23 protein-coding genes and 1 tRNA gene are annotated in these 26,153 nt (G+C 72.7%); 8 read left to right on the plus strand and 16 right to left on the minus strand.

Annotated features, from left to right (window positions below; all coding sequences use genetic code 11):
- Positions 1-3: 3 nt before the first annotated feature.
- Entirely contained in the window at positions 4-894 is an 891-nt protein-coding gene (locus tag PO879_RS12515) for a LysR substrate-binding domain-containing protein (protein ID WP_278235211.1), read from the minus strand.
- Between the two features lie 52 nt (positions 895-946).
- Between PO879_RS12515 and PO879_RS12520 the strand changes: the two genes are divergently transcribed.
- Positions 947-1,330, plus strand: a complete 384-nt coding sequence (locus PO879_RS12520; protein WP_278235212.1) for a DUF5997 family protein — start codon at positions 947-949, stop codon at positions 1,328-1,330.
- 68 nt (positions 1,331-1,398) lie between these two features.
- Here the strand turns inward: PO879_RS12520 and PO879_RS12525 are convergent, their stop codons facing one another.
- Positions 1,399-1,722: a SelT/SelW/SelH family protein gene (locus tag PO879_RS12525; RefSeq protein ID WP_278235213.1), complete on the minus strand. Its 324-nt coding sequence runs from the start codon at positions 1,720-1,722 to the stop codon at positions 1,399-1,401.
- Positions 1,723-1,744: 22 nt separating this feature from the next.
- On the opposite strand from PO879_RS12525, the gene PO879_RS12530 reads away from it, so the two are divergent.
- The gene (locus PO879_RS12530; RefSeq protein WP_278235214.1) at positions 1,745-2,965 is read left to right on the plus strand and encodes a methyltransferase; all 1,221 of its coding nucleotides are present in this window, start codon (positions 1,745-1,747) and stop codon (positions 2,963-2,965) included.
- A 130-nt stretch (positions 2,966-3,095) separates the two neighbouring features.
- Here PO879_RS12530 and PO879_RS12535 read toward each other — a convergent pair whose 3' ends face one another.
- The 3 genes from PO879_RS12535 to PO879_RS12545 all read right to left on the minus strand — a co-directional run bounded on the left by PO879_RS12535 (position 3,096) and on the right by PO879_RS12545 (position 5,338).
- The gene (locus PO879_RS12535) at positions 3,096-3,497 is read right to left on the minus strand and encodes an FKBP-type peptidyl-prolyl cis-trans isomerase (RefSeq protein ID WP_278235215.1); all 402 of its coding nucleotides are present in this window, start codon (positions 3,495-3,497) and stop codon (positions 3,096-3,098) included.
- A 66-nt stretch (positions 3,498-3,563) separates the two neighbouring features.
- Positions 3,564-4,826: a sigma-70 family RNA polymerase sigma factor gene (locus PO879_RS12540; protein WP_278237535.1), complete on the minus strand. Its 1,263-nt coding sequence runs from the start codon at positions 4,824-4,826 to the stop codon at positions 3,564-3,566.
- Positions 4,827-4,915: 89 nt separating this feature from the next.
- Complete coding sequence (locus PO879_RS12545; protein ID WP_278235216.1) at positions 4,916-5,338, minus strand: YciI family protein; 423 nt, start codon at positions 5,336-5,338, stop codon at positions 4,916-4,918.
- Positions 5,339-5,610: 272 nt separating this feature from the next.
- Between PO879_RS12545 and PO879_RS12550 the strand changes: the two genes are divergently transcribed.
- On the plus strand, positions 5,611-7,527 hold the full coding sequence (locus PO879_RS12550) for a glycoside hydrolase family 15 protein (RefSeq protein ID WP_278235217.1): 1,917 nt from the start codon (positions 5,611-5,613) through the stop codon (positions 7,525-7,527).
- 329 nt (positions 7,528-7,856) lie between these two features.
- Here the strand turns inward: PO879_RS12550 and PO879_RS12555 are convergent, their stop codons facing one another.
- Both PO879_RS12555 and PO879_RS12560 read right to left on the minus strand, forming a co-directional pair.
- On the minus strand, positions 7,857-8,690 hold the full coding sequence (locus PO879_RS12555; RefSeq protein ID WP_278235218.1) for a Bax inhibitor-1/YccA family protein: 834 nt from the start codon (positions 8,688-8,690) through the stop codon (positions 7,857-7,859).
- Between the two features lie 205 nt (positions 8,691-8,895).
- Positions 8,896-12,249 (minus strand): efflux RND transporter permease subunit, encoded by a 3,354-nt coding sequence (locus tag PO879_RS12560; protein WP_278235219.1) that lies wholly within the window; start codon positions 12,247-12,249, stop codon positions 8,896-8,898.
- 243 nt (positions 12,250-12,492) lie between these two features.
- Here PO879_RS12560 and PO879_RS12565 point away from each other — a divergent pair, with 243 nt between their 5' ends.
- Together PO879_RS12565 and PO879_RS12570 are read left to right on the plus strand one after the other, a co-directional pair.
- Entirely contained in the window at positions 12,493-12,726 is a 234-nt protein-coding gene (locus PO879_RS12565; protein ID WP_278235220.1) for a hypothetical protein, read from the plus strand.
- A gap of 25 nt (positions 12,727-12,751) precedes the next feature.
- Complete coding sequence (locus tag PO879_RS12570) at positions 12,752-13,426, plus strand: helix-turn-helix domain-containing protein (RefSeq protein WP_278235221.1); 675 nt, start codon at positions 12,752-12,754, stop codon at positions 13,424-13,426.
- On the opposite strand, the gene PO879_RS12575 is transcribed toward PO879_RS12570, so the two are convergent.
- Positions 13,419-14,372, minus strand: coding sequence for an EamA family transporter (locus PO879_RS12575; protein ID WP_278235222.1), 954 nt, complete (start codon positions 14,370-14,372; stop codon positions 13,419-13,421). The two genes, PO879_RS12570 and PO879_RS12575, sit on opposite strands and share 8 nt — an antisense overlap.
- 72 nt (positions 14,373-14,444) lie before the next feature.
- Between PO879_RS12575 and PO879_RS12580 the strand changes: the two genes are divergently transcribed.
- Complete coding sequence (locus PO879_RS12580) at positions 14,445-15,359, plus strand: LysR family transcriptional regulator (RefSeq protein WP_278235223.1); 915 nt, start codon at positions 14,445-14,447, stop codon at positions 15,357-15,359.
- 92 nt (positions 15,360-15,451) lie between these two features.
- Positions 15,452-15,832: a DUF6221 family protein gene (locus PO879_RS12585; protein WP_278235224.1), complete on the plus strand. Its 381-nt coding sequence runs from the start codon at positions 15,452-15,454 to the stop codon at positions 15,830-15,832.
- A gap of 16 nt (positions 15,833-15,848) precedes the next feature.
- Here the strand turns inward: PO879_RS12585 and PO879_RS12590 are convergent.
- From PO879_RS12590 to eno, 6 genes are all read right to left on the minus strand, one after another.
- Positions 15,849-15,922, minus strand: a tRNA-Leu gene (locus PO879_RS12590).
- 120 nt (positions 15,923-16,042) lie between these two features.
- A complete protein-coding gene (locus tag PO879_RS12595) occupies positions 16,043-17,509 on the minus strand; it encodes an NAD(P)/FAD-dependent oxidoreductase (protein ID WP_278235225.1) in 1,467 nt (488 codons plus the stop codon).
- A gap of 161 nt (positions 17,510-17,670) precedes the next feature.
- Positions 17,671-18,621 carry an exopolyphosphatase gene (locus PO879_RS12600; protein ID WP_278235226.1) on the minus strand — a complete coding sequence of 317 codons (951 nt, stop codon included), beginning with the start codon at positions 18,619-18,621 and terminating at the stop codon, positions 17,671-17,673.
- A gap of 49 nt (positions 18,622-18,670) precedes the next feature.
- Positions 18,671-19,126 (minus strand): DUF501 domain-containing protein, encoded by a 456-nt coding sequence (locus PO879_RS12605; RefSeq protein WP_278237536.1) that lies wholly within the window; start codon positions 19,124-19,126, stop codon positions 18,671-18,673.
- A 91-nt stretch (positions 19,127-19,217) separates the two neighbouring features.
- On the minus strand, positions 19,218-19,892 hold the full coding sequence (locus PO879_RS12610; protein WP_278235227.1) for a septum formation initiator family protein: 675 nt from the start codon (positions 19,890-19,892) through the stop codon (positions 19,218-19,220).
- Positions 19,893-20,088: 196 nt separating this feature from the next.
- Complete coding sequence (gene eno, locus PO879_RS12615) at positions 20,089-21,369, minus strand: phosphopyruvate hydratase (RefSeq protein WP_278235228.1); 1,281 nt, start codon at positions 21,367-21,369, stop codon at positions 20,089-20,091.
- A 209-nt stretch (positions 21,370-21,578) separates the two neighbouring features.
- Between eno and PO879_RS12620 the strand changes: the two genes are divergently transcribed.
- Positions 21,579-22,280: a hypothetical protein gene (locus PO879_RS12620; protein ID WP_278235229.1), complete on the plus strand. Its 702-nt coding sequence runs from the start codon at positions 21,579-21,581 to the stop codon at positions 22,278-22,280.
- Positions 22,281-22,541: 261 nt separating this feature from the next.
- On the opposite strand, the gene ppdK is transcribed toward PO879_RS12620, so the two are convergent.
- Both ppdK and PO879_RS12630 read right to left on the minus strand, forming a co-directional pair.
- Positions 22,542-25,226: a pyruvate, phosphate dikinase gene (gene ppdK / locus PO879_RS12625; RefSeq protein WP_278235230.1), complete on the minus strand. Its 2,685-nt coding sequence runs from the start codon at positions 25,224-25,226 to the stop codon at positions 22,542-22,544.
- The gene (locus PO879_RS12630) at positions 25,223-26,143 is read right to left on the minus strand and encodes a pyruvate, water dikinase regulatory protein (protein ID WP_278235231.1); all 921 of its coding nucleotides are present in this window, start codon (positions 26,141-26,143) and stop codon (positions 25,223-25,225) included. The genes ppdK and PO879_RS12630 overlap by 4 nt, the downstream gene beginning before the upstream one ends.
- Between the last annotated feature and the right edge of the window lie 10 nt (positions 26,144-26,153).

Here is a 26,153-nt window from a genome sequence, read left to right on the forward strand (position 1 = left end):
GGCTCAGCGCCGCTTGCCGCGCCCCTTGCCGCCTCCTGGTCGGCCGCGGCGGGCGCCCGGGGACACGCCGCGGCGGGCGCCCGCCGCTCCCCCGCGTCCGCCCGCGGTCCCGGCCTTCTTCGCGGCAGCGCCGAACGCCTTCTTGGCGCCCGCCGCCTTGGTGGAGGCCCTCGCCGACTCCCCCGCCCGTCCGCGGGAGCTGTTCGCGGTCCGGCCGCGCACGATCCCGACCATCTCCTCGACGAGCTCACCCGTCTCCGCGGTCAGCCCGTCGCGGAGCCAGACCAGCCCGACCGGCGCCTCGGGGCCGTCGTCGAGCACGCGGTGGACGACGTCCTTGCGCCGGTGCAGCCGCGCCAGGGACATCGGGACGACCACGACGCCGCTGCCCGTGGCGGCCCAGGCGATCGCCTCCGCCGTCGTGGCCGGGGCCGGGATCACCAGGGTCCCGGTGCCGTCGTCGTACGCCTCGGGGGACCTTCCGGGCCGGGGTCGGTCACCGGTGAAGAGCACGTCGTCGGCCGGCACCCACAGGACGTCCTCGGCCAGGTCGGCAGTCGTGACGTGCTCGGACTCCTCGGTCGCCGCCAGCAGGTGGTCGCGCGAGACCACGACCATCGGCAGCTCGGCATAGAGCTCGATCGCGTGGAACACGTCCTTGTCGACGGGCAGCCGTCCGATCGCCGCGTCGACGTCCCCGGCACGCACCGCGCCGACGACCTCGGCCGCCTCGACCGGCACGAGATCCAGCGGCACCCGGGGCAGACGCTGCTCCCACGTGCGGGCCCACTTGCCGGGCGTCGCGCCCGGGACGAACCCCAGGCGGAACCGGGGGGCTTCGTCCGCGGGCAGATCGCCGTCGTCGGGCCCCACGGGCCGGGTGTCCTCGCTCACGTGGCCAGGTTACGGTGCGGCGCCACCCTGCCCGCGCGTCTAGGCTGGGTGCATGGCCGGAACACCCTTCTCCCAGCAGGTCCTCAAGCCGACGAACGCCGCGAAGCGGCTCGGTGTCTACCTGCCCGCCACGCCGGCGGAGTTCCAGGAGAAAGGCATCAGCCGCGCCGAGCTGGAGCAGCTCGAGCAGAACCCGCCGGAGTGGCTCGACGAGCTGCGCCGCAACGGTCCGCACCCGCGTCCGGTCGTGGCCGGCCGGCTCGGCATCTCGATCGGCGGGCTGGCGCGCGGCGGCATCACCGAGCCGCTGACCACGGAGCAGATCGACGAGCTGCGCGAGGACCCCCCGGCGTGGCTGGTCCGCGAGCGCGAGACGGCCGCCGCGGTGCGCGCCGAGGAGGAGCGGATCGCGGCCGAGCGGAAGGCCGAGGACTGATCAGCGCGGCAGATCCTCGTCGGATCGGCGCTTCGGACTGCCGCACCGACGACGGACTGCCGACGTGATCACTCGCCGGAGGCGACCCTGTCGGTGTGCCCGAGGGCCATGTCCGGCGCGACGGCGTCCCGTACGGCCTTCTTGAGCGGCGGGATCTCGGGGAACCCGCCCTCGGCCTTGCGGTCCCACAGCAGCACCGGCTCCTCGCCGGGCGACCGCACCAGCTCCACGCGGAACACCCCGCCCGTCCCCGGCACGAGCGCGACCTCGCCGAGCCGCGTGCGGAACGTCTGCAACAGCTCCTGGGCGACCCACGCCGCCCGCATCAGCCAGCGGCACTGGGTGCAGTAGGTGATGGACACACGGGCCTCGGACGACGTGGCTTCGGTCATGCGCCCAGACTACGGTCGTGCCGTGACACCCCCTGCCGCCCTGCCGCCCACCGTGACCGCCGTGCTCGACCGGCTCGTGCCCTGGCCCGACGACGGCACCCGCGCCGACGGTCCGGTCGCCGTCGACGCCACCGACCGGCTGCTGCTGGCCGAGGCCGCCGATCGCCTCGCCGCGACGGGTCCGGGCGACGTCGTCGTCCTCGGCGACCGTTTCGGGGCGCTCACGCTCGGCGCGCTCGCCCTCGGCGCGCCGGACGTGCGCACCCACACCGACGCCCTCGGCGCCGAGCTCGCGCTGCGCCACCACCTCGACGAGGACCCCGACGACCTGCGACGGCGCGCGACGATCGTCGACGCGCTCGAGCCGGCACTGCTCGACGGCGCCCGGCTGGTGCTGCTGCAGCTGCCCAAGTCGCTGGCCGAGCTCACCGAGATCGCCGAGGCCGTCGCCCGGCACGCGGCCGACGACGTCACGCTCCTGGCCGGTGGCCGCATCAAGCACATGACCCGTGCCATGAACGACGTGCTCGCCGACCGCTTCACCGCGGTCCGCGCCACGCTGGCGCGCAGCAAGTCCCGGGCCCTGGTGGCGTCCGGTCCCCGCCCCGAGATCCGCGACGCCGCGCCCCTGTACCCGGTCCGCGAGCTCCTGACCGACCCGGAGCTGCTGGCGGCGGCGACCCCGACCGACGGCGGCGCTCCCCCGCCCCGTCTCGACGTCGTCGCGCACGGCGGAGCGTTCGCCGGAGCGGCCCTCGACCACGGCACCCGGTTCCTGCTGAGCACCGCCGGTCGCTGGCCCGCCGCCGAGCGGGTGCACGACGCCGTCGACCTCGGGTGCGGCACCGGGCTGCTGTCCGTGGTGCTGGCCCGCCGCTACCCGCTGGCGAGCGTGGTGGCCACCGACCGCTCGGCGGCGGCGGTGGCGTCCACCCGGGCGACGCTGGCGGCGAACGGCGTCTCCGCCGTCGTGCAGCGCGACGACGCCGGGGCCGGCCTGGCCGACGAGAGCGCCGACGTCGTGCTGCTCAACCCGCCCTTCCACGACCGTGCCGCCGTCAGCACGGACGCCGCGCACCGCATGTTCGCCGCGGCCGGGCGGATCCTGCGTCCCGGCGGGGAGCTGTGGTGCGTGTACAACACGCGGCTGCGCTACCGCGGGTCGCTCGCCCGTGCCGTCGGACCCACGGACCACGTCGCCCAGGACCCCCGCTTCACGGTCACCCGCTCTCGCAAGGGGTAGTGCTCCCCCGGACGCTGAATGCGGCGGACGCGCGGAGGGCTGCACGGCGGGGTCGTCACCCCCGGAGTGGAGGTCGCGCAGCGACCGTGAACGCGACCCTGCGGTGCAGCCCTCCCCGCGTCCGCGATGCTCACTTCACGTCGACGACGTCCACGACGAACACCAGGGTCGCCCCGCCGGGGATACCGGCCTGCGGCACGCCGCGCTGGCCGTAGCCGTGCTCGGACGGGATGGACAGCAGCACGCGGTCGCCGACGTTGCGGCCGACGAGCCCCTTGTCCCAGCCGCCGATGACGGCGCCGACGCCGATCGGGAAGTCGATGGTCTGGCCGCGGTCCCAGGAGTTGTCGAACATCTGGCCGCCCCAGGTCTGGCCGTAGTAGTTGACGACGATGGTGCGGCCGGCGTCCACGATGGGGCCGGAGCCCTCCTCGAGCACCTGGACCTGCAGGCCCGACGGGGCGTCGCCCTCGGGGAAGGTGATCTCGGGCTTGTCGCCGAAGGAGCCGGTGGCGGTGGGCAGCGTGGTCATGGTGGTACCTCACGGTCGGGGACGGGGGGCCGACGGCGGTGCGCCGGTCGGCGATACCTCGTCAGCCTACGACGACCCGCCCAGGGCCGCGGCCTTGGCCTCCAGCACCCCGCGCTCGCGGTCGTTGCCGCACAGCCGCGCCGCGAGCTCCAGCTCGGTGCGGGCCTCGTCCCGGCGTCCGAGGCGGGACAGCAGCTCGCCCCGGACGCTGGGCAGCAGGTAGGTCCCGGTGAGCACCTCGCGGGCGGCGAGGTCGTCGACGATCTCCAGCGCGGCGGCCGGACCGGACGCCATCGACACCGCGACGGCCCGGTTCAGCTCCACGACGGGCGACGGTGCGACGCGGCCGAGCGCCTCGTACAGCACGACGATCTGCTCCCAGTCGGTGTCGTCGACCGACCGCGCGACGTCGTGCTGCTCGGCGATCGCGGCCTGCAGACCGTACGGCCCCAACCCGCGTCCGACGGCGGTGGCCCGCGCCAGCGCGGCGCGTCCACGCCGGATCGCCCCGACGTCCCAGCGGCGGCGGTCCTGGTCGGCGAGCAGCACGGGCTCTCCGTCCGGGCCGGTGCGGGCCGGGAACCGGGCCGCGGTCAGCTCCAGCAGCGCGAGCAGACCGGCGACCTCGGGCTCTCCGGGCACGAGCCGGTCCAGCACCCGGGCCAGCCGGACGGCCTCCCGGGCGAGGTCGGCGCGGATCCAGTCCGTGCCGCCCGACGCCGTCGACCCCTCGGTGAAGATCAGGTACACCACGGTGAGCACGGACCCCAGCCGCTCGGGCCGGTCGGCAGCGGGCGGCACCTCGAACGGGACCCGGGCCGCGGCGAGCGTCTTCTTGGCCCGGGTGATGCGCGCCTGGACCGTCGTGCGCGGGAGCAGGAAGGCCCGCGCGATCTCGTCGCTGGTCAGCCCACCGACCACCCGCAGCGTGAGCGCCACCCGCGCCTCCGTGGACAGCACCGGGTGGCAGGCGGTGAAGATCAGGGCGAGCCGGTCGTCCTCGATCCGGTCCGGGTCCCACAGCAGGTCAGGTTCAACGGTGTCCGACGGCGGCGCCCCGGCGTGCGCCTCGCCCTCGCCGAGGTCGTGGCCCAGGGCGGCGTACCGCTCGTCGCGTCCCGCACGACGCCGGAACGCGTCGATGGCCCGCCGCCGCGCGGTGGTGAGCAACCAGGCGGTCGGGTCGCGGGGCTGCCCGTCGCGCGGCCAGGCCACGAGGGCCTCGGCCAGCGCCTCCTGGGCGACGTCCTCGGCCAGGGCGACGTCCCCGGTGTACCGGGCGAGCGCACCGACGATCCGCGCGGCGTCGATGCGCCAGGTGGCCTCCACGGCGCGGCGGGCGGCATCAGGGCCGTCCGTGCCCCGGGCGCCGCCGCCCGCGGTCGGGGTGCCGCCGTCGGGCACCCCGGCCGGGCCGGTCACTCCGTCCCGAGCTGCTTGCGCCACTCCTTCTCCTTCTGGATCCACTCGTCGTCGGCCGGGAAGTCCTCCTCGCCGTGCACGCGACGGACCTCGAGCTTGGTGCCCGGACCGCTGAGCGGCGCTCGCTTGGCCCACTCGATCGCCTCCGCCCGGGAGGCGACGTCGAGGATCCAGAAGCCGTTGAACAGCTCCTTCGTCTCCCCGTACGGCCCGTCCGTCACGACCGGGGTGTCGGAGGAGAAGTCGACGACGGCGCCCTCCGAGGCGTCCGCGAGGCCCTCGCCGGCGGTCAGGACCCCCGCGTCCATCATCGACTCGTTGTAGCGGCCCATGGCGGCGATCACCTCGGAGAAGTCCGTCTCCTCGTACTGCGCCTGGCCCTCGTCGGTACCCCGCATGATCAGCATGTACTTGGTCATGTCCCTCATCTCCTGTGATGTCCGGGCCTCCGTGTGAGACCTTCTCACCCTCAGGTCGAACGGGACAGCCGGGGATCGACACGAGCCGCGAGATCGGCACGCCGGATCTGCCAGATGTGATGCCGTCGCAGGTCGTGGCGCCGCACGGACGCGGACGGCCCCCGGGTGACGGGGCGCGGACCAGGTGACGCCACGTCACAACTGTGTGAATCTTCTCGCCCCACCGTGGCGGGAAGTGGCGCGCGGACCCGCCCGCAACGCACTCTGGGTCCATGACGCTCGATGCACAGGCACCACCGCGCACGGACGGACGCAGCACGTTCCCCGCGATCGCGGAGTACGCGTTCCTGTCCGACTGCGAGACGAACGCCCTCGTCGCCCCGAGCGGCGCGATCGAGTGGATGTGCGTCCCACGTCCGGACTCCCCGAGCGTCTTCTCCTCGCTCCTGGACCGCGGAGCGGGCCACTTCCGCATCGGCCCCCACGGGGTCCGCGTTCCCGTCGCACGGCGGTACATCCCCGGCACCCTCATCCTCGAGACCACCTGGCAGACCTCGACCGGATGGCTCGTGGTCCGCGACGCGATGGTCATGGGGCCCTGGCACAACCTGGACGAGCGGTCGCAGACGCACCGGCGCACGCCGACGGACCACGACGCCGAGCACGTCCTGCTGCGCACCGTGAAGTGCGTCTCCGGGAAGGTCGACCTCGAGGTCGTGTGCTCGCCGATGTCCGACTACGCCCGGTACGAGCCCGACTGGGAGTACCTCGACGAGGGGTACTCGTCGGTGATCGCCCGCACCGGGGACGCCAACCCCGACCTGCGGCTCAGCTCCTCGCTGCGCTTCGGTCTCGAGGGCCGGCGCGCCCAGGCCCGCACCCGCATGGAGGAGGGCGACACCCACTTCGTCGCCATGGCCTGGTCCCCGCTGCCGACTCCCGGTTCCTTCGCCGAGGCCGCCGAGAAGATGTGGCGCACCGAGCAGTTCTGGCGCGACTGGATCACGCAAGGCTTCTTCCCCGACCACCCGTGGCGCATCTACCTGCAGCGGTCCGCCCTGACCCTCAAGGGCCTGACGTACGCCCCGTCCGGCGCGCTGCTCGCCGCGGCGACGACGTCGCTGCCGGAGACGCCCGGCGGGGAGCGCAACTGGGACTACCGGTACGCCTGGATCCGCGACTCCACGTTCGCGCTGTGGGGCTTGTACACCCTCGGGCTGGACCGCGAGGCGAACGACTTCTTCGCGTTCATCCAGGACGCCTGCCAGGACAACAAGCAGCTGCAGATCATGTACGGCGTCGACGGCGAGGAGGAGCTGCACGAGTCCGAGCTGAGCCACCTCACGGGCTACGAGGGTGCCCAGCCGGTCCGCGTCGGCAACGCCGCCTACAACCAGAGCCAGCACGACGTCTGGGGCGCGGTCCTCGACTCGGTCTACCTGCACACCCGCAACCGGGAGCAGCTTCCCGAGGCGCTGTGGCCTGTCCTGAAGCGTCAGGTCGAGGAGGCCGCCAAGCACTGGCACCTGCCCGACCGCGGGATCTGGGAGGTGCGCGGCGACCCGCAGCACTTCACCTCGTCCAAGCTCATGTGCTGGGTGGCGCTCGACCGGGGCGCCCGGCTGGCGCGGCTGTACGACGAGCCGGACTTCGCCGAGCAGTGGCAGAAGCTCGCCGACGAGATCCACGCCGACATCTGCTCCAAGGGCGTCGACGAGCGCGGGGTGTTCACCCAGCGGTACGGCGACGACTCCCTGGACGCCTCGCTGCTGCTGGTACCGCTGCTGCGGTTCCTGCCGCCGGACGACGAGCGGGTGCGGGCCACGGTGCTCGCCATCGCCGAGGAGCTCACCGAGGACGGTCTGGTGCTGCGCTACCGCACCGAGGAGACCGACGACGGGCTGGCCGGCGAGGAGGGCACGTTCACGATCTGCTCGTTCTGGCTCGTCTCGGCGCTGTGCGAGATCGGAGAGGTAGAGCGGGCCCGGACGCTGTGCGAGCGGCTGCTGTCCTTCGGGTCGTCGCTGAACCTGTACGCCGAGGAGATCGACCCGCGCACCGGGCGGCACCTGGGCAACTTCCCGCAGGCTTTCACGCACCTGGCGCTCATCAACGCCGTCATGCACGTGATCCGCGCCGAGGACGACCCGGGCGACCACCGGGCGTTCCGTACCCCGAGCCGCGCCTGAGCCCCGCCGTCGTCCCCTCCGAGGTAGGCAACCCCCTGCCGAGGTAGGCGAGTTTCCGGCGAGGTAGGCAACCTGCCCGCGAGGTAGGCAACGTCCAGTCGGAGTTCTCGCCTACCTGAGCGAAGACTTGCCTACCTCGCCGAGGACTTGCCTACGTCGGCCGAAGGTTGCCTACCTGGGCGGAGAGCTGCCTACCTGGACGGAAGATTGCCGACCTCGCGGGAGACGACGGAGACGACGACGGCCGGGCACCTCGCGAGAGGTGCCCGGCCGCCGCCGGTGTGCTGTTCTACCTCGCGAGGAGGTTGCCTACCTCGCGGATACGGGGGTCAGTCGCCGCGCATGATCGCCAGCAGGCGCAGCAGCTCGAGGTAGAGCCAGATCAGGGTGACGATGAGGCCGAAGGCCGCCGACCAGGCGAACTTGGCCGGCACGCCGCCCTCGACGCCGCGCTTGATGAAGTCGAAGTCCATGATCAGCGACATCGCCGCCAGAACCACGGCGAACAGGCCGATGACGATGCCCAGCGTGCCGCCGCGCATGCCCCATCCGTCGAGCACGCCGGTCCAGACCAGGACGACGTTGACCAGCGAGAACAGCAGGTAGCCGACCATGCCGATCAGCAGGAAGCGCGTGAACTTCGGGGTGACGCGGACCTTGCCGGAGCTGTACAGCCCCAGCGCCGCGGCGAACACGCACAGGGTCAGCAGGACGGCCTGCCCCACGATGCCGTCGTAGGCCGACTCGTAGAAGGCGGAGATCCCACCCAGGAACAGACCCTGCGCCACCGTGTACAGCGTGATGAGCACCGGGCTGGGGTTCTTCTTGAAGGCGTTGACCAGGCCCAGCACGAGGCCGACGATCATGCCGCCGATCCACAGGTAGGGCATCGTGTCGGTCAGCTGCCAGCTCACCGCGCCGACGACGACGAGCAGCGCGAGCAGCCCGCCGGTCTTCATGATGACGTCGGTGTAGGTGAGGCGCTTGGTGTCGACCGGGGTGGCCGACGGCGCCTCGTACATGTTCTGCAGCGAGGCGGCGTCGGCGGCCTGGGCCCCGTACGCGCCGTACTGCGCGGGACGCGCCGACGTCGCGGTGCCGCCGCGCGCGGTGCGGCGCGGCTCGCCGAAGACGTCGCTGTTCGAGAAGACGGGGTTGCTCATGCACTCCTCCTGGTCGCGGCTGCCGGGTGCCCGACGACGGGTTGTCGCGGGCAGGGCCGGGTCGCTGGCCGTCGCGGTTCATCCTATGCAACGCACGGCCGGTCCGACACGTTCCCGCCGATCTGCCGAGGATCGCGTCGGCACTCCGTGGCCGGTTCGGCAGTGCGGACTGCCGAACCGGCCACGGAGTGCCGACCCGACCGCCTCAGCCGGCAGCGGCGGCGGTCGCCTCGCGGTCCCTGCGCTCGACGGCCTTGCGCTCCCGCTTCTCCGCCCGGCGCCGACGACGCGCGGCCCGGCGGTCCTTGCGGCCCTCGACCAGCACGTAGAGCACCGGCACGATGAGCAACGTCAGGAGCGTCGAGGAGATGAGCCCGCCGATCACCACCAGGGCCAGCGGCTGGGAGATGAACGCGCCGCCCCCGGTGAGCCCGAACGCCATCGGGGTCAGCGCGAAGATCGTCGCCAGGGCCGTCATGACGATGGGTCGCAGACGCTTGCGAGCACCCTCGCGCACCGCGTCGTCGAGGTCGCGGCCCCGGCGCCGGTACTGGTTGATGAGGTCGATGAGCACGATGGCGTTGGACACCACGATGCCGACCAGCATCAGCACACCGATGAGCGCCGCGACACCGAGCGGGGTGTCGGTGACCAGCAGCGCGACGAGCGCACCCGTCGCGGACAGCGGCACGGAGACCAGCAGGATCAGCGGCTGGATCAGCGACTTGAAAGTCGCGACCATGATCAGGTAGACGAGCGCGATCGCGGCCAGGAGCGCCAGACCGAGGTCCGCGAAGGCCTCCTCCTGGTCGGCCGCGACACCGCCGATGGAGACGGAGGCACCGGCCGGCAGCTCCAGCCCGTCGATGGTGGTGGTCACCTCGGCGCTCAGCGTGCCGAGGTCCTGGGCGCCGGGGGTCACGGCGACCGTCGCGGACCGCTGCCCCGCGGCGCGGCTGATCGAGGCCGGCGTCTCGACCTCCTCGACCGACGCGACGTCCGTGAGCGGCACCGCGCCCGCGGCGGTCGGGATCTCGATCTCCTCGACGGCACCGACGGTGTCCGGAGCCTCTCCGGTAACCACCAGGGTCTCCAGCGGCCCGTCGCCCAGGTCCACCTCCCCGACGGTCTGCTCGGGATTCATCGCCCCGGACACGATGCCGGCGACCTGCGTCTCGGTGAGCCCGGCGTCGGCCGCGGCCTCCCGGTCGACGTCCACCTGCAGGACCGTCTGGGCGGTCGAGAGGTCGTTGGTGACCTCGGCGACGCCGTCCAGCTCGGCCACGGCGTCCTGGACGGTCTCGGCGGCCTCGGTGAGGTCGTCGAGCTCGGTCGCCTGGACCACCAGGTCGATGGTGCTGGACCCGAAACCGGAGTCCCCGGTGGAGACGCTGACCTCGGTGGTCGGCCCCTGGCCGGCGAGGTCCTCGACGGCGGCACGGACGTCGTCCTGCGCGGCGACGCCGTCGGCGTCCTCGTCGAGCGTCACGGAGAAGCTCGCGGTGGGCGCGGCCCCGCCCCCGAAGAACGCGGCCTCGGGCGAGTCCCCGGATCCGACCGACGTCTGCACCGTCTCGACGCCGTCGACGTCGGCGATGGCCTGCTCCATCGCGCGGGCGGCGTCGTCCTGCGCCTGCAGCGAGGTGGTGTTCTCGAAGGTCTGGGTCACCGTGACGGTGTCCTGGCCCGAGTCGCCGATGAAGTTGGTCTCCAGGCGCGGCACGAGCGCCAGAGTGCCGGCGAGGATGCCGACGGCGACGAGCAGGGAGACCCAGGGGTGCCGCAGGGACGCGGCGAGGCTGGGCACGTACGCGCGCTGCCAGAGACCGCGACGCTCCTGGGCCTCGGCAGCCTCGCGGATCGCCCGGCCGCCGTCGGTGGCCTCCTCGGCGCCCTTCGGCGGCTTGACGAACCAGTAGGCCAGCACCGGCACGATGGTGAGCGCCACCAGCAGGGAGGCGAGCATCGCGATGGCGACGGTGAACGCGAACGGCCGGAACAGCTCGCCCGTCATGCCGGACACGAGGCCCAGCGGCAGGAACACGGCGACGGTGCAGATGGTCGAGGCGGCGATGGCCCCGGCGACCTCGCCCGTGGCGGTGAGGATCGCGTCCTTCTTGTCCTCGCCGTAGGACAGGTGTCTCTTGATGTTCTCGATGACGACGATGGCGTCGTCGACCACGCGGCCGATGGAGATCGTCAGGGCGGCCAGCGTGAGGATGTTCAGGGTGTACCCGGTCACGTCCATGACCAGGAACGCGGTGGCCAGCGACAGCGGGATGGACACCGCCGAGACGAGCGTGGCGCGCAGCGAGAGCAGGAAGACCAGGATGACGAGGATCGCGAAGACCAGGCCGAGGCCGCCCTCGGTGGCGAGCCCCTCGATGGACTCCTCGATGAAGGGGGCCTGGTCGAACACGACGGCGGTGGTGATGCCGGCCTCGTCGAGCTCGGCGGCGTTGTCGTCGATGACCTCCTGCACGGCGTGCGAGACGTCGACGGTGTTGCCCTGCGGGGTCTTGATGATGCCGATGCCCAGCGACGGCTCGCCGTCGAGGCGGGAGAAGGACGTGGCCTCGGACTCCGCGACCGAGACGTCCGCGACGTCGCCGAGCAGGACGGGCTCCGGCGGAGCGGGGGGCGCGTTGGCGTCCGGGAGCTGCTCGGGGTCGGTCCCCGTCCCGCCCTCGGCGGGCGCCCCGGCGGCGCTGTCGGTGCCCGACGGCGGCACGGTGCCCTCGGCTCCCGGTGCGGCGGCCGCGGCGTCGTCCGTGACGCCCGACGTGCCGCCGTCGGCCCCGGCGGTGCTGGTCACGCTCGGCACGAGGGGGATCTCCTCGATCTCCTCGAGGCTGCCGATCCGGGTCCCGGCCTGCAGGGAGTACGTGTCGCCGTCCTCGGTGACGGTGCCGGCCGGGACGACGACGCCGTAGTCGGCGAGCACGTCGGTCACCTGGGCGACGTCGAGGCCCTGCTCGGCGAGGTCGGCCGGGTCGACCTCGATGAGCACCTGGTCGTCGACGGCCCCGCTGACAGTCACGGACCGCACGTCGTCGACGTCCTCGAGGTCCGGCACGAGGACGGCCTCGATCTCGTCGGCCAGCCCGGCGAGGTCGGCGCCCGCACCGGACGCGGCGAGCTGGATGACCGGCAGGTCGTCGAGGGACCCGGTGATGACCTGCGGGTCGACGTCCTCGGGGAGGGAGGACTGGATCTGCGTCATGACGGTGGTGAGCCGCTGCGTAGCGGAGTCCATGTCGGTCCCGTAGGCGAACTCGACCGTGGTGGTCGAGATCCCGGTCGACGCGCTCGAGCTGACGGACTCGATGCCGTCGACGCCCTGCACCGCCGCCTCGATCTGCTCGGTGACGTTCTCCTCGACCACCTCCGGCGAGGCGCCGGGGTACGTCGCCAGGACCACGCCGGCCGGGAACTGGAGCGACGGGATCAGCTCCTGCTTCAGCGAGGTCAGGCTCAGGGTGCCGAAGACGAAGATCGCGACCGTGGCCAGGGCGACCACGGCTCGGTTCGCCAGGGACAGGCGGGCAAGACGGAACACGGAAACTCCAGCGCGAGGACGGGTCGACGACTCATCGTACGGCTGCCCAACGGTTCCTCAGCATGCGAAGTTCCCGTGAGGGCGACGTGATCGGGTGAAGAAGGCCATCCTCTGGACGACCTGTTCGAACGTATGTACGATGAAAGCCTGCCGGGCAGCAACTTCCAAAACTCTCTTGGCAAAGAGATCTTTGCAACGCTATGTTGGAAACGTCAGCGGACATCCTCGCCCCTTGGAGTCGTCATGTTGCTCGCCGCCCCCACCTACCACCGCCGCACCCTCGCCGACCGCGTCATGGACCACCTGGCCGACGCGCTGGTCCGGACCGGGGAGCACCTGCACGACGCCCTGGCCACCCACGTCGCCCGGCGCGCCGCCGGAGCGCTCGCCCGCCGGGAGCGGGACCACCGCCGATACCTCGCCGCGGAGCAGGTCCGCGACAACGCCGCGCAGATCAACCCGTTGGGGCTGCGCTGAGGCGTCGGGACAGTACGGTCGAGACATGACCGACCCCTCCGCCGCGACCTCGAGCTCCACCCGGAAGCCCGCGCCCGTGGGCGCGGCACGGCTGCGGGGGCTGTCGCACCCGCTGCGGGTCACGATCCTCGACCTGCTCCAGGTGCACGGGTCGCTGACCGCCAGCCGGCTCGCCGAGCTCGTCGGCGAGTCCAGCGGGTCCACGAGCTACCACCTGCGCCAGCTCGCCAAGCACGACTTCGTCCGCGAGGTCGAGGGCAAGGGCACCGCGCGCGAACGCTGGTGGGAAGCGACGCCGGGGGGGTTCGTCCTCGCTCCGTCCGAGAACGACGTCGACGACGCCGGCACCCGCACGGCACTGTCCCTGGCGAGCGCCGAGTTCGAACGCGCCCGCCAGGCGAAGATCTGGCGACTGCTGGACGCGCTGCGGGACGGTCCGCAGGAGTCCCGCTACGCCGACTGGTCCGACTCGGTCAGGCTCGGAACGGCGAACACCGTCGCGACTCCCCAGCAGCTCCACGACCTCATCGAGACCGTGCAGTCGGTCATCGACACCGAGCTCCACAAGCTCAAGGCCCAGGAGCCCGGCCCGGACGCCCGACCCGTCCAGATCCACTTCAACGCCTTCCCGGTCGTCGACCCCGAGCCGGCGCCGACCGTCCAGGACGACGCCGGCACCGGGGGCGGTCCGGTCACCTAGTCGGAGCCGGACCCGTGGAAGCAGCGACCCCCAGCGTGCGCTCCGGCGACCTCTCCGTGCCCGGCACCGTCGTCGGGCCGCGCCGCGGCGGCCGGCTGCCCAGCAGCACGCCGACGACCACCAGCACGCCGCCGGCGAGCTCACCCGGGGTCGCCGTCTCCCCCAGCACGAGCCAGGCTGCCGTCATGCCGACGACCGGCACCAGCATCGAGAACGGTGCGACCACGCCCGCCGGGTGCCGCGCCATCAGCCACGTCCACAGCCCCGAGCCCACGACGGTGCCGAGCACCACCGTGTAGGCGAGCCCGACCACGGCGGCGACGGCGGCTGGGTCGTCGTAGGAGACCAGCGAGGTCCAGATGCGGTCCGGCCCCTCGACGACCAGCGAGACCGCCAGCATGGGCAGGGGCGGGACGACCGACATCCACAGGGCCAGGTGCAGGGGGTTGCGCGGCCGGGCCTGCCGGTTGCACACGTTCCCGATCGCCCAGCCGAAGGCGCCGGCCAGGGTGAGCAGGAAGGGCAGCACGGCAGCGTGCTCGGCGCGCTGCCACCCGACGACGGCGAGTCCCGCCACGGCGACGAGGATGCCCACGAGCTGCCGCCCGCTGACCCGCTCGCGCAGGAACGTCGCGCCGAGCACCACGGTGAACGGACCGGAGGCCTGCAGGACGAGCGAGGCGAGCCCGGCCGGCATCCCGGCCGACATCCCCCAGTACAGGAACGTGAACTGCAGGACCCCGAACCCGAGCCCGTACCCGATCAGCCAGCGCACCGGCACCCCGGGCCACGGCACGAGCAGGACGGTCGGCACCGCGAGCACGGCGAACCGCAGCGCCACGAGGAACATCGGCGGGTAGTGCTGCAGCGAGGCGTCGATGGCCAGGAAGTTCAGACCCCACAGCAGCGCGACGACGGCGGCGAGGAGGCGGTGACGGGTCGGCATGGCCCCATGCTCGACGGTGCCGACAGTGAAGCACAAGCGACTTCTTCAGCACCTGTGTTTTAGGCTGCCTTCATGGACGTCCGGCACCTCGACCTGCTGCGCGAGCTGGCGGACCGCGGCAGCATCTCCGCCGTCGCCGCGGCCACCCACCGCACTCCGTCGGCGGTGTCGCAGCAGCTGCGGACCGCGCAGCGCGAGCTCGGTACCGCCCTCGTCGAACCCCACGGGCGAGGGGTGCGGCTGACCGACGCCGGCCGGCTGCTCGCCGAGGGTGCGGTGGAGGTCGCCACCGCGCTGGCCGACGTCCAGGCACGCTGGGAGGCGTTCCGCGACGTGCCCGCGGGCACCGTGTCCGTGGCCGCTCTGCCGAGCGCCGCCTCCTACCTCTTCCCCGCCCTGGAGCGGGACCTGGCCGGGAGCGGCGTCGAGCTCCGTCTGACCGACCTCGACCTGGCCGAGGCGCAGTACGGCGCGATGACCGCCGACCACGACGTCGTCGTCGCACACAGCATGACCAGCGTGCGGCCGCCCGGGACCGACGGTCTCGTCGTCGTCCCCGTCGTCGACGAACCCCTCGACGTCGCCATGGCCGCGCACCACCCGCTCGCCGCCCGGTCCACGGTGAGCCCGGCCGACGTCGTCGACGCGGCCTGGGTGGGCGTCCCCCGCGGGTTCCCGTTCGACACCGTGCTGCAGAACGTCGAGCAGGCCACCGGGGTCCGGCTCGACGTGCGCCAGCGCCTGCTCGACAACCGCCTCGTCGAGGCGCTCGTCGCGTCCAGCCTGCGACTGGCGGCCCTGCCCCGGTTCACCACGCCCGTCGGCGAGGGGCTCGTGCTCCGCCCGCTCACCGGGGTGCCGGCCGTGCGTCACCTCGCGGCGGTGATGCGCCCCGACCGCGCCCGGCGCCGGGCCGTCCGGCACGTGCTCGACGCCCTGGTCGAGGCGGCCCGTTCGACGGCCCGCCGTCACGACGTCGTCGTCTGAGGCGCGGGACCGTCCTTGCGAGTCCCGACGATCGGCGATAGGCGTGGAGGAGAGGGGCAGAGATGCCCCCGGGTTGGTCTGGAGGGACGACCATGGCCGTCGATCCGTCAGAGCTTGCGGCTTTCCTCTACCGACGGCTGGACGACGACGCGGACGCAGCGTCGGAGGCGAACGCCGCGCGGTGGTCACCGGCCGGGAACGCCGTGGAGTTCCAGATCCGGTCCGCCCCTCTCCAGGACGGTGTCGCGCAGTCCCGCCTCGCCGCGCTGAACAGGGCCAACGTCTGGCACATCGTCAACTGGGCACCGCCGCGCGTGCTGGCTGAGGTCGAGGCGAAGCGCCGCATCATCCGGGTCTGCCTCGACGAGCCGGCGGTCCCCGAGGACCTCGGGCTCCGGCGGACCCAGGTCCTGCGGCTGCTCAGCCTGCCCTACGCCGGACACCCGCACTACCGGCCCGAGTGGCACCCCTGAGCCGCACGCGGCGTCGTGCCCCCGCCCGGGTTCGAACCGGGACTGGACCGGGTTTAAGCCGGCTGCCTCTGCCAGTTGGGCTACGGGGGCGTTCCCGGACACGCGATCGGGCGGCCCCGATCGGCACCTCGGGCCCCGATCGGCAGCTCACGATACCGAACGGTGCGCGGTGTGCCGGTCGGGACCGCCCGATCGACGTCGCGGGAAGCGTCAGCCGTGCGTGGCCTTCTCCGCGGAGGCCTCGGCCTTCTGCTCGACCTTGTCGCCCTGCGGCTTCGGCGGGACCGAGGCCTTGCGGAACTCGTCGCGCGGGTCGTGCAGCGAACCGAGCGAGACGATCTCGCGGCCCATGAGGAACTGGCCCATCCAGCCGATGAGGATGCGGGACTTCCGGTTGCCGGTGGGCATCGCCATGACGTGGTAGCTGCGGTGGGCGAGCCACGCGAGGGGGCCCTTGAGCTTGAGGAAGCCGAACAGCTCCGCCACGCCCTTGTACAGGCCGAGGGAGGCGACCACGCCGACGCTCTTGTGCTTGTACTCCACCAGCGGCTCGCCCTTGAGCGAGGCGATGATGTTGTCGGCCAGCTGGGTGGCCTCGCGGATCGCGTGCTGCGCGTTCGGGGGGCAGAACGACCCGGGGTTGAGCAGGTCCGGCACCGCGGCGCAGTCACCGGCGGCCCAGGCGTCCGGGACGACCTCGCCCTCGGTGCCGTCGTCGGTCGTCGCGGCGACCTGCAGCGTCGGGAGCACGGTGACGCGGCCCATCCTGTCGCTGGGCAGGTCGGAGTCGTCCTTGATGACCGGGTTCGCCTTGACGCCGGCCGTCCACACGATCGTCTCGGTGTCGAACTCGACACCCGTCGACGTCACGACGTGGCCGTCCTCGCAGGAGGACAGGAACGTGTTGAGGTGGAACTCGATGCCGCGCTTCTTCATCTCCTCGAGCGCCCACTCGCCCATGGGCTCGGAGACCTCCGGCAGGATCCGGCCGGCACCCTCGATCATGACGAACCGGAGGTCCGACTCCTCGATCGTCGGGTAGTTGCGGGTCGCGTAGCGCGCCATGTCCTCGATCTCGGCGAGCGCCTCGATCCCGGCGAAGCCGCCGCCGACGAACGTGAAGGTCAGCATCCGCTTGCGCAGGTCGGCGTCCCACGTGGAGGAGGCGACGTCCATGCGGTTGAGCACGTGGTTGCGGACCGCGATGGCTTCCTCGACGTTCTTGAAGCCGATGGCGTTCTCGGCGAGCCCGGGGATGGGCAGCGTGCGCGAGACCGAGCCCAGGCCGACGACCAGGTGGTCGTAGGAGACCTCGTAGTCCAGGCCCTCCTCCGGCGAGATCGTCACCTTCTTGTCGCCGTGGGCGATCTTCACGACCTTGCCCTGGAGCACGTCGATGCCCTTGAGGGCGATGCGGTGCGGGGCGACCACGTCGCGGGCGTCGATCGAGCCGGCGCCGGCCTCCGGCAGGAACGGCGCGTACGTCATGTAGGGACGCGGGTCGACGACGACGATCGCCGCCTCGCGCTTGCCGAGCTTCTTGCGCAGCCGGCGCGCCACGTACAGCCCGACGGAGCCACCGCCGAGCACGACGATGCGCGGCACCTTGCGGGGGCGTGCGGCGGGCGCGGGCGCATCCTGGGCAGGGTTGTCCGTCGACAGAACGTTCTGAGGCATGGCCGCCAGTCTACGACTGCCCGGCCGCGGATGTGTCGCGCGGTCACGAACTGTGCCCGCCGTCACCGCCGCGCAGCACCGCGAGCAGGCGTTCCGGGCGACATCGCTCCACATCCGCGGCAGAACGGACCTGCCGCGCGTCCCACGATGTGATCGATTCCTCAGGCGAGCGACAGCGCGATGCCGTCCAGGATGTCGCTCTCGCTGGTGACGACCTCGGTGAGCTCGCCGCCGGCGGCCGCCACCTCGTCGCGCACCCGCGCCACGATCTGCGACCAGATCAGCGCACCGGCGCCGATGACGTCGGCGCGTCCCGGGTGCATGAACCCAAGCGCCAGGCGCTCGTCGCGGGTCCGGCGCAGCAGGTCCTCGCAGGCGGACAGCACGCGCGGGACCTCGAGCACGGTACCGTTGATCGCTTCTCGCTGATAGCTCGGCAGCTCCAGGGCGTGCGCCGTCACCGAGGTGACGGACCCGGCGAGCCCCACCAGCGTGGCGGTGCGGGCCAGGGGCACGACGGCGGAGGCCGCGTCGAGCGCGGCGTCGACGTCCGCCCGGGCCGCGGCGATCTCGGTCGCGGTGGGCGGGTCGCCCGCCAGGTGGCGCTCGGTGAGGCGCACGGAGCCGACGTCCATCGACACGGCCGCGTCCGGCGTCGTCGTGCCCAGGACGAGCTCGGTCGAGCCGCCACCGAGGTCCACGACCAGGTACGGGCCGGGGTGCGTCGCGGCCTCGCCGCTGGTCGCCCCGCGGAAGGACAGCTCGGCCTCCTCGTCGCCGGTGACGACCTCGGGCTCCACGCCCAGGGCCGCCTGGACGCCCGCGGCGAACTCGTCGCGGTTGCGGGCGTCGCGGGTGGCCGACGTCGCCACGAACCGGGTGCGCGTCGCCCCCAGCTCCGCGGCGACCTTCGCGTACTCGCGCGACGCCGCCAGGGTGCGTTCCAGCGCCTCGGGCGCGAGCTCGCCGGTGCGGTCGACGCCCTGGCCCAGCCGCACGATCTGCATGCGCCGGTCGAGCTCGCTCAGGGTGCCGTCGGCGGCCACGTCGGCCACGAGGAGGCGGATGGAGTTCGTGCCGCAGTCCACGGCGGCCACACGGGTGCTGCTCATCACGCAGGCACCCTCTCACCCCGGGCCGACATCTGCCCGCCCGGCACCGTCAGCACGAGCACCGGTCCGGACGCCACTGGTCGCGGACCATGGCCAGGGCCTCGTCACCCAGCGGGTTCACCCCGGGACCGGCGGCGAGGCTGTGCGCGAACAGCACGTGCAGGCACTTCACGCGGGTCGGCATGCCCCCGGCCGAGATGCCCTCGATCTCCTCGACCCGGCCCAGCTCGGCCCGCCGCGCGAGGTAGTGCTCGTGCGCGGCGCGGTAGGCGGCGGCCAGCTCGGGGTCCTCGGCCAGGCGGTCGGTCATCTCCTTCATCACCCCGTCGGCCTCGAGGCGCGACGCGGCGGCCACCGCACCGGGGTGGGTCAGGTAGTACGTCGTGGGGAACGGTGTGCCGTCCGGCAACCGCGGAGCGGTGCGCGCCACCAGGGGGCGCCCGCACACGCAGCGCGCGGCGACGCCGACGACGCCGCGCGGGGTGCGGCCCAGCTGTTCGGCCATCACCTCGAGGTCGTGGGCGGTCGCGACCGTGGGGTCGTCGCCGGACGAGGTCGCGTCGGCGGACGGGATCGAGGGTTCGGAGCTCACCGGATCATTGTCCCCCGTCCGGCGCCGAGGTCTCGACGTCGTCCGGGTCACCTCCGGGATCGACGGTCGCGTGGTCCGTGGACTGCAGCGACTCCCACATCGACTGGTACCAGGGCGCGCCGGTCGTGGCGGGCCCGACCTCTGGCGTCGGATCCTCGCCCGCCGCGGGCTCGCCGTCGGCCTCGATCTCGTCGGCGTCCACCACCCGCCAGGCGGTGTCGCCGGGCAGCACGTAGTTCAGCCGGCTGCGGGCCTGCTGGACGACGTAGGTGCGGTCGTCCCAGCGGGCCAGCTCGTTCTCCAGCCGGTCCCGGTCGGCCTGGTTCGCCGTCAGCTCGGCCTGCAGCCGGTCGATCTCCGCCTGCTGCTGCACCGCTCCACGCACCGTCGGCAGCAGCAGGACGAAGGCGAGCAGGACCACGACCGCCAGCACCATGAGCCGGACGGTGAGCACCTCGGGCAGGACGAGGCCGAGGCGGCTGCGACGGCGTTCCTCCCGCGCGGGGCCGGCCGGACGGCGGGTACCGCCTCCCGCGGCCGACGACGACGCCGACGACGCGGACGCGGCGGTCGGCCGGCCGCGCCCGCCCGTGCGCGACGTCGTCCGCGCGCCGGGGCGGTCGTTCGGGCGCGCGGGACCCTTGCGGGGTCGCGGCGTGGCGGGACGACGGGAGGACACGTCCCGATTGTGCCGAACCAACGGGCCCGGGCGGCTCAGCCCGGCCCGGCGCGCCCGGCCTCGGCCCGTCGTCGGCCCCGGCGGGAGACCGCCGTCGGCCCGTGGTCGCCCCGGGGGACGACGACGGCCGGTCGCCCTCTCCGCGAGAGGACGACCGGCCGTGGACCCCGGCGCACCGGGGACGGGTGGGGCTGGCTCAGCCCTGGAAGCGCGGGAAGGCGCTGCGACCGGCGTAACGGCCCGCGTCGTCCAGCACCTCCTCGATGCGCAGGAGCTGGTTGTACTTGTTGATGCGCTCGCCGCGAGCCGGGGCACCGGTCTTGATCTGGCCGGCGTTGGTGGCCACGGACAGGTCCGCGATGGTGGTGTCCTCGGTCTCGCCGGAGCGGTGCGAGGTCATCGTGGTGAAGCCGTTGCGCTGGGCCAGGGTGACCGCGTCGAGGGTCTCGGTGAGCGAACCGATCTGGTTCAGCTTGACCAGCAGCGAGTTGGCCGCCTTGGTCTCGATGCCCTTGGTCAGGCGCTCCGGGTTGGTGACGAACAGGTCGTCGCCGACGATCTGCACCTTGTCGCCGACCTGCTCCACCAGGGCCGACCAGGAGTCCCACTCGTCCTCGGACAGCGGGTCCTCGATGGAGACCAGCGGGTAGTCGCGCACGAGCTCCGCGTAGAAGGAGATCATCTCCTCGGGCGTCTTGGCGCCACCCTCCCACTGGTAGGAGCCGTCGGAGAAGAACTCCGTCGCGGCGACGTCGAGCGCGAGCGCCACGTCCTCGCCGGGCGTGTAGCCGGCCTTCTCGATGGCCGTGATGATGAGGTCCAGCGCGGCACGGTTGCTCGACAGGTTCGGCGCGAAGCCGCCCTCGTCGCCCAGGCCGGTGGCCAGGCCCTCGGCCTTCAGCACGCTCTTGAGCGCGTGGTAGACCTCGGCACCCGTGCGCAGCGCCTCCTTGAAGGAGGACGCGCCGATCGGGGCGATCATGAACTCCTGGATGTCCACGTTGGAGTCCGCGTGGGACCCACCGTTGAGGATGTTCATCATCGGCACGGGCAGGACGTGCGCGTTCGGTCCGCCCACGTAGCGGAACAGGTCCAGGCCGGCGCTCTTGGCGGCCGCCTTGGCCACGGCCAGCGAGACGCCGAGGATGGCGTTCGCGCCGAGCTTGCCCTTGTTGGGGGTGCCGTCGAGCTCGATGAGGGTCTGGTCGATGAGGCGCTGCTCCTCGGCGTCGTAGCCGACGAGCTCGGGCGCGATGTCGTCGATGACGGCGTTGACCGCACCCTCGACACCCTTACCCAGGTAGCGGCCCTTGTCGCCGTCACGGCGCTCGACGGCCTCGAAGGCACCCGTGGAGGCGCCCGACGGGACGGCGGCACGGGCGAACGTGCCGTCGTCGAGGGCGATCTCGACCTCCACGGTGGGGTTGCCGCGGGAATCCAGGATCTCGCGTGCGCCAACGGCTTCGATGCTTGCCACGGATGCTCCTTCTGACAGGGCTCGTGGGCGGTCGGGGCCAGGCCCGGACGCGTCACGTCCCGTGGCAGCCGACGCCCACGACGTTGGAGGGTTGACGCCCCCAGCGTAGCCCTCCGGCGGGCCCGGCGCCGCCCTGCCCGCCTGACGGTCACCGATGCTCCGTGATGTGGTCAGTCCACAGCAGGGTCGGTCGCACTATCGTGGGGACGGTGGACGGCTTCTGGGACTTCGTCGGCTCCTACTGGTGGCTGGTGTTCCCGCTCAGCGGCATCGTCGGCGGCTGGGCCGGCGGCGTCCGCCGCTGGGACGAGCGACGACGCCGGGACAAGATCGAGATGTACCGCCTCCGGTACGGCGCCGAGAAGACCGCTGCGGAGTCCGAGGAGGCCCTGACCGGCGAGATCGAGCGCACCCTGTCCGCGCACACCGAGACCGAGCGGCGCTGGCTCGACTACGAGCTCGACGCGGTCAAGGTCCTCGAGTTCCCCGTCATGACCGACATGCGCGAGCAGGTGACGATCGACTTCCACCGCGCGCGCCGGGACGCCGAGAACCTGCGTCCGGACGACCCCGCCGAGCTGCGCGACCGCCGCCTGCTCGACCGGTACCGGGAGGCGGTGCGCGAGTACCAGCTCACCTTCGACGTCGCCGAACGAGAGGCGAAGCGCCGACGCGCCTCGGACCTCTCGGCCGAGGAGCGTCGCGCCGTGGACCGGGCGAAGAAGCTCCTCGCGATCGCCGACGACGCCGGGGCCACGACGTCGGAACGGCAGTCCGCGTACCGCCGGGCCATGAAGGAGCTCGAGGGCATCCTCGTCCTGCCCGACGCCGCCACCGCGGCGATCGAGCAGCGCATCGCGGGAGAGCTGGGGACCGGGCACCGCCCCGACCGCGAGCGCCCCTCCGGCTGAGACCGGTCCTCCCGCGAGCCCCGCGCGGGGAGCATGGGCCGGCCGAGGTAGGCAACGTTCCGTCGAGGTAGGCAACATCCGGCCGAGGTAGGCAACATCCGGCCGAGGTAGGCAACTCTGTGGCGAGGTAGGCAACATCGCCTACCTCGCGGCTCGGTTGCCTACCTCGCGGCTCGGTTGCCTACCTCGCGGCTCGGTTGCCTACCTCGCGGCTCGGTTGCCTACCTCGCCGGAGATTCGCCTACCTGGCGAGGACATTGCCTACCTCGCGGGTTGGTCGAGGGCGACCTGCGCGGCGGCGAGCCTCGCGATCGGCACGCGGTACGGCGAGCAGGAGACGTAGTCCAGCCCGATCTCGTCGAACAGCGCGATCGACGCCGGGTCTCCCCCGTGCTCGCCGCACACACCCGTCTTGAGCCCGGGCTCCGTCGACCGCCCCTTGCGCACCCCGATCCGGACCAGCTCCCCGACGCCGTCGGCGTCGATGCTCGCGAACGGGTTGGCCGCCAGGATCCCGGCGTCGACGTAGGCGCCCAGGAACGAGCCCTCGGCGTCGTCGCGCGAGATGCCGACCGTCGTCTGGGTCAGGTCGTTGGTGCCGAACGAGAAGAAGTCGGCGTGCTCGGCGATCGCGTCGGCGACCAGCGCCGCCCGCGGCAGCTCGATCATCGTGCCGACGGTGTGCGGCACGCCGCCGTCCGGGACCTCCTCGGCCCACGTCGTCTCGACGACCTCGCGCATGCGCCGCAGCTCCTCGTCGAACCCGACCAGCGGCACCATGATCTCGACGTGCGGGTCCAGCCCGCGCTCGCGGACCGCGAGCGCGGCCCGGGCGACGGCGCGCACCTGCATCCGGGCGATCTCCGGGTACAGCAGCGCGAGCCGCACGCCCCGGGTGCCCAGCATGGGGTTCATCTCGCTGAGCCGCTTGACGTGCGCCAGCAGCTCGCGGGCGTCGTCGAGCTCGGGGCCGGTGGTGCCGGCGTCCTCCAGCCGCTGGACGTGCACGGACTGCTCGACGAGGTCGGGCAGGAACTCGTGCAGCGGCGGGTCGATGAGCCGGATCGTGACCGGCAGCCCGCTCATCGCGGTGAAGATCTCCTCGAAGTCGGCCTGCTGCATCGGCAGCAGCCGCTCCAGCGCGTGGCCACGGTCCTCCGGCGTCTCGGCGAGGATCATCGACTGCACGACGGGCAGCCGCTCGGCCGCCATGAACATGTGCTCGGTGCGGCACAGCCCGATCCCCTCGGCACCCAGCTCCCGGGCCTTGGCGGCGTCCGGGCCGGTGTCGGCGTTCGCCCGCACACCGAGCCGGCGCGCGTCGTCGGCCCAGGCGAGCACGGCGCTGAAGTCGTCGGTGATCTGCGGGGGCACGAGCGTCAGCGCGCCGGCATACACCTCGCCCGTGGTGCCGTCGATGGTGACGGTGTCCCCCTCGGCGAGCACGGTGTCCCCGACGGTCAGGGTGCGGGCCTCGACGTCGATCTGCAGGTCGCCCGCCCCGGCGACGCACGGTTTGCCCATGCCGCGTGCGACGACGGCGGCGTGCGACGTCATGCCGCCGTGCGCCGTGAGCACCCCCTGGGCCGCGATGACGCCGTGGATGTCGTCCGGCGTCGTCTCCCAGCGGACGAGCACCACGGACTCGCCGGCCTCGCCGCGCTCGGCCGCGGTGTCGGCGTCGAACACGACCGCGCCGACGCCGGCACCGGGCGACGCGTTGAGCCCACGGGTGAGCGGCTCCTGCCCGTGCTCGGGGTCGAGACCAGGGTGCAGGAGCTGGTCGAGCTGGGCGGGCTCGATACGGCGCAGCGCGGTCGCGGTGTCGATGACGTCCTCGGCCACGAGGTCCCGGGCGACCTTGAGCGCCGCCGCGGCGGTGCGCTTGCCGGTGCGGGTCTGCAGCAGGTACAGCGTGCCGTCGTCGACGGTGAACTCGATGTCCTGCATGTCGCCGTAGTGCTGCTCGAGCCGATGCATCGTGTCGAGCAGCTCGCGGTAGGCGTCCGGGAGCACGTGCTCCATCTCCGCCAGCGGCAGGGGCGTGCGGATGCCGGCGACGACGTCCTCGCCCTGGGCGTTCACGAGGAACTCCCCGTAGAGCTCCTTGGCCCCGGTGGAGGGGTTGCGGGTGAAGCACACCCCCGTGGCCGAGCCGTCCCCGCGGTTGCCGAACACCATCTGCATGACGTTGACCGCGGTGCCGAGGTCGTCGGAGATGTCGTGCGCCCGGCGGTAGACCCGCGCCCGCGGCGTGTCCCAGGAGGAGAACACGGCCTGCACGGACCGGCGCAGCTGCTCGCGCGGGTCCGTGGGCAGGCCCTGCCCGGTGTGCCGCAGCGCGACGGTGCGGAAGGTCTCGACGAGCTCCTGGAGGTCGGAGACCGTCAGGTCGGTGTCCAGCTCGATCCCGCGGCGCGTCTTGAGCGCCGAGATCTCGTCCTCGAAGGCGTGGCCCGGCACCCCCTCGACGACCTCGCCGTACATCTGCAGGAAGCGCCGGTAGCAGTCCCAGGCGAACCGCGGGTTGCCGGACTCCTCGGCCAGCCCGACGACGGACTCGTCGGAGATCCCGAGGTTGAGGATCGTGTCCATCATGCCGGGCATCGACATCACCGCGCCCGAGCGGACCGAGACCAGCAGCGGGCGCTCCGCGGCCCCCAGACGCCGGCCGGTGCGCTGCTCCAGCGCGTCCAGGTGGGCGAGGATCTCGTCCCACAGCCGCTCGGGCCAGGTGCCGCCGGCCTCCATCGTGGCGACGCAGGCCTCGGTGGTGACGGTGAAACCGTCGGGCACCGGGACACCGATGCGGATCATCTCGGCCACCCCGGCGCCCTTGCCGCCGAGCAGCGGTCTCATCGCCGCGGTGCCTTCGGACAGGTCGTACACGAGACGGTGGTCCTCGTGCGTGGTGGATCGCTCGTCGGTGCGTACCTGTGCGGTCATGGCTCCCTCGCCTCCGTCTCGGCTCCGGGCGGAAGGGGGTCGCTCCGCCCGTCGACGTGCTCGGACAGGACTGTACGGGCGCGGCGCCGTGCTGTCACGAGGTCGATGATCCGTCCGGCCGCCTCCTCGAGGGCCAGCGTGGTGGTGTCGAGCACCGGGCAGCCGAGCCGGCGCTGGACCTGGGTGATGTCGTCGAGCTCGTCGACGATGCGGGCCAGGTCGGCGTACCCGCCCAGGCGCCCGGCGTCCTGCCGGCCCGCTCCCATGAGGTCCACCCGCCGACGACGGATGGTCACCAGCCGCTCCGGGTCGATCGTCAGACCCACGACCTTCCAGGGGTCGATCCGGAACAGCTCCGGAGGCGGCGGGACGCCGGCGACCAGCGGGATGTTCGCGGTGCGGTACCCGAGGTAGCCGAGGTACATCGACAGCGGCGTCTTGCCGGTGCGCGAGGCCCCGACCAGCACGATCTGCGCCTCGGCGAGGCCCTCGGGCGTGGCGTGGCCGTCGTCGTTGGCGATCGCGAACTCCATCGCGTGGATGCGCTCGAAATAGTCCGCCGCGAGCCCGACGGGCTGCACCAGGCGCGCCGGCTCGGCGGCCGTGCGCGCGGTGACGGCGTCCAGCGCCGGGGTGAGCAGGTCGGCGCACGGGATCTCGAGCTCGGCGCACCGGTCGATCACCTGCCCGTGCAGCACCTCGTCCACCACGGTGCAGAAGACGACGGCAGGGTCCGGGTCCGCGCGCAGCTGCTCGACGACGTCGTCGAGCCCCTCCTGGCTGTGCAGGCGGGGATGGCGCACCACCACGACGTCGAGGTCGGGGTACTGCGCCTGCACGGCACGACCGACGCGGGCACCGGTGTCACCGGTGGAGTCCGCGACGACGTGGATGACGACCCGCTCCGTCGTGGGCATGGCGACAGCC

The organism is Isoptericola sp. AK164 (genome assembly GCF_029643425.1).
GTDB lineage: Bacteria > Actinomycetota > Actinomycetes > Actinomycetales > Cellulomonadaceae > Isoptericola > Isoptericola haloaureus.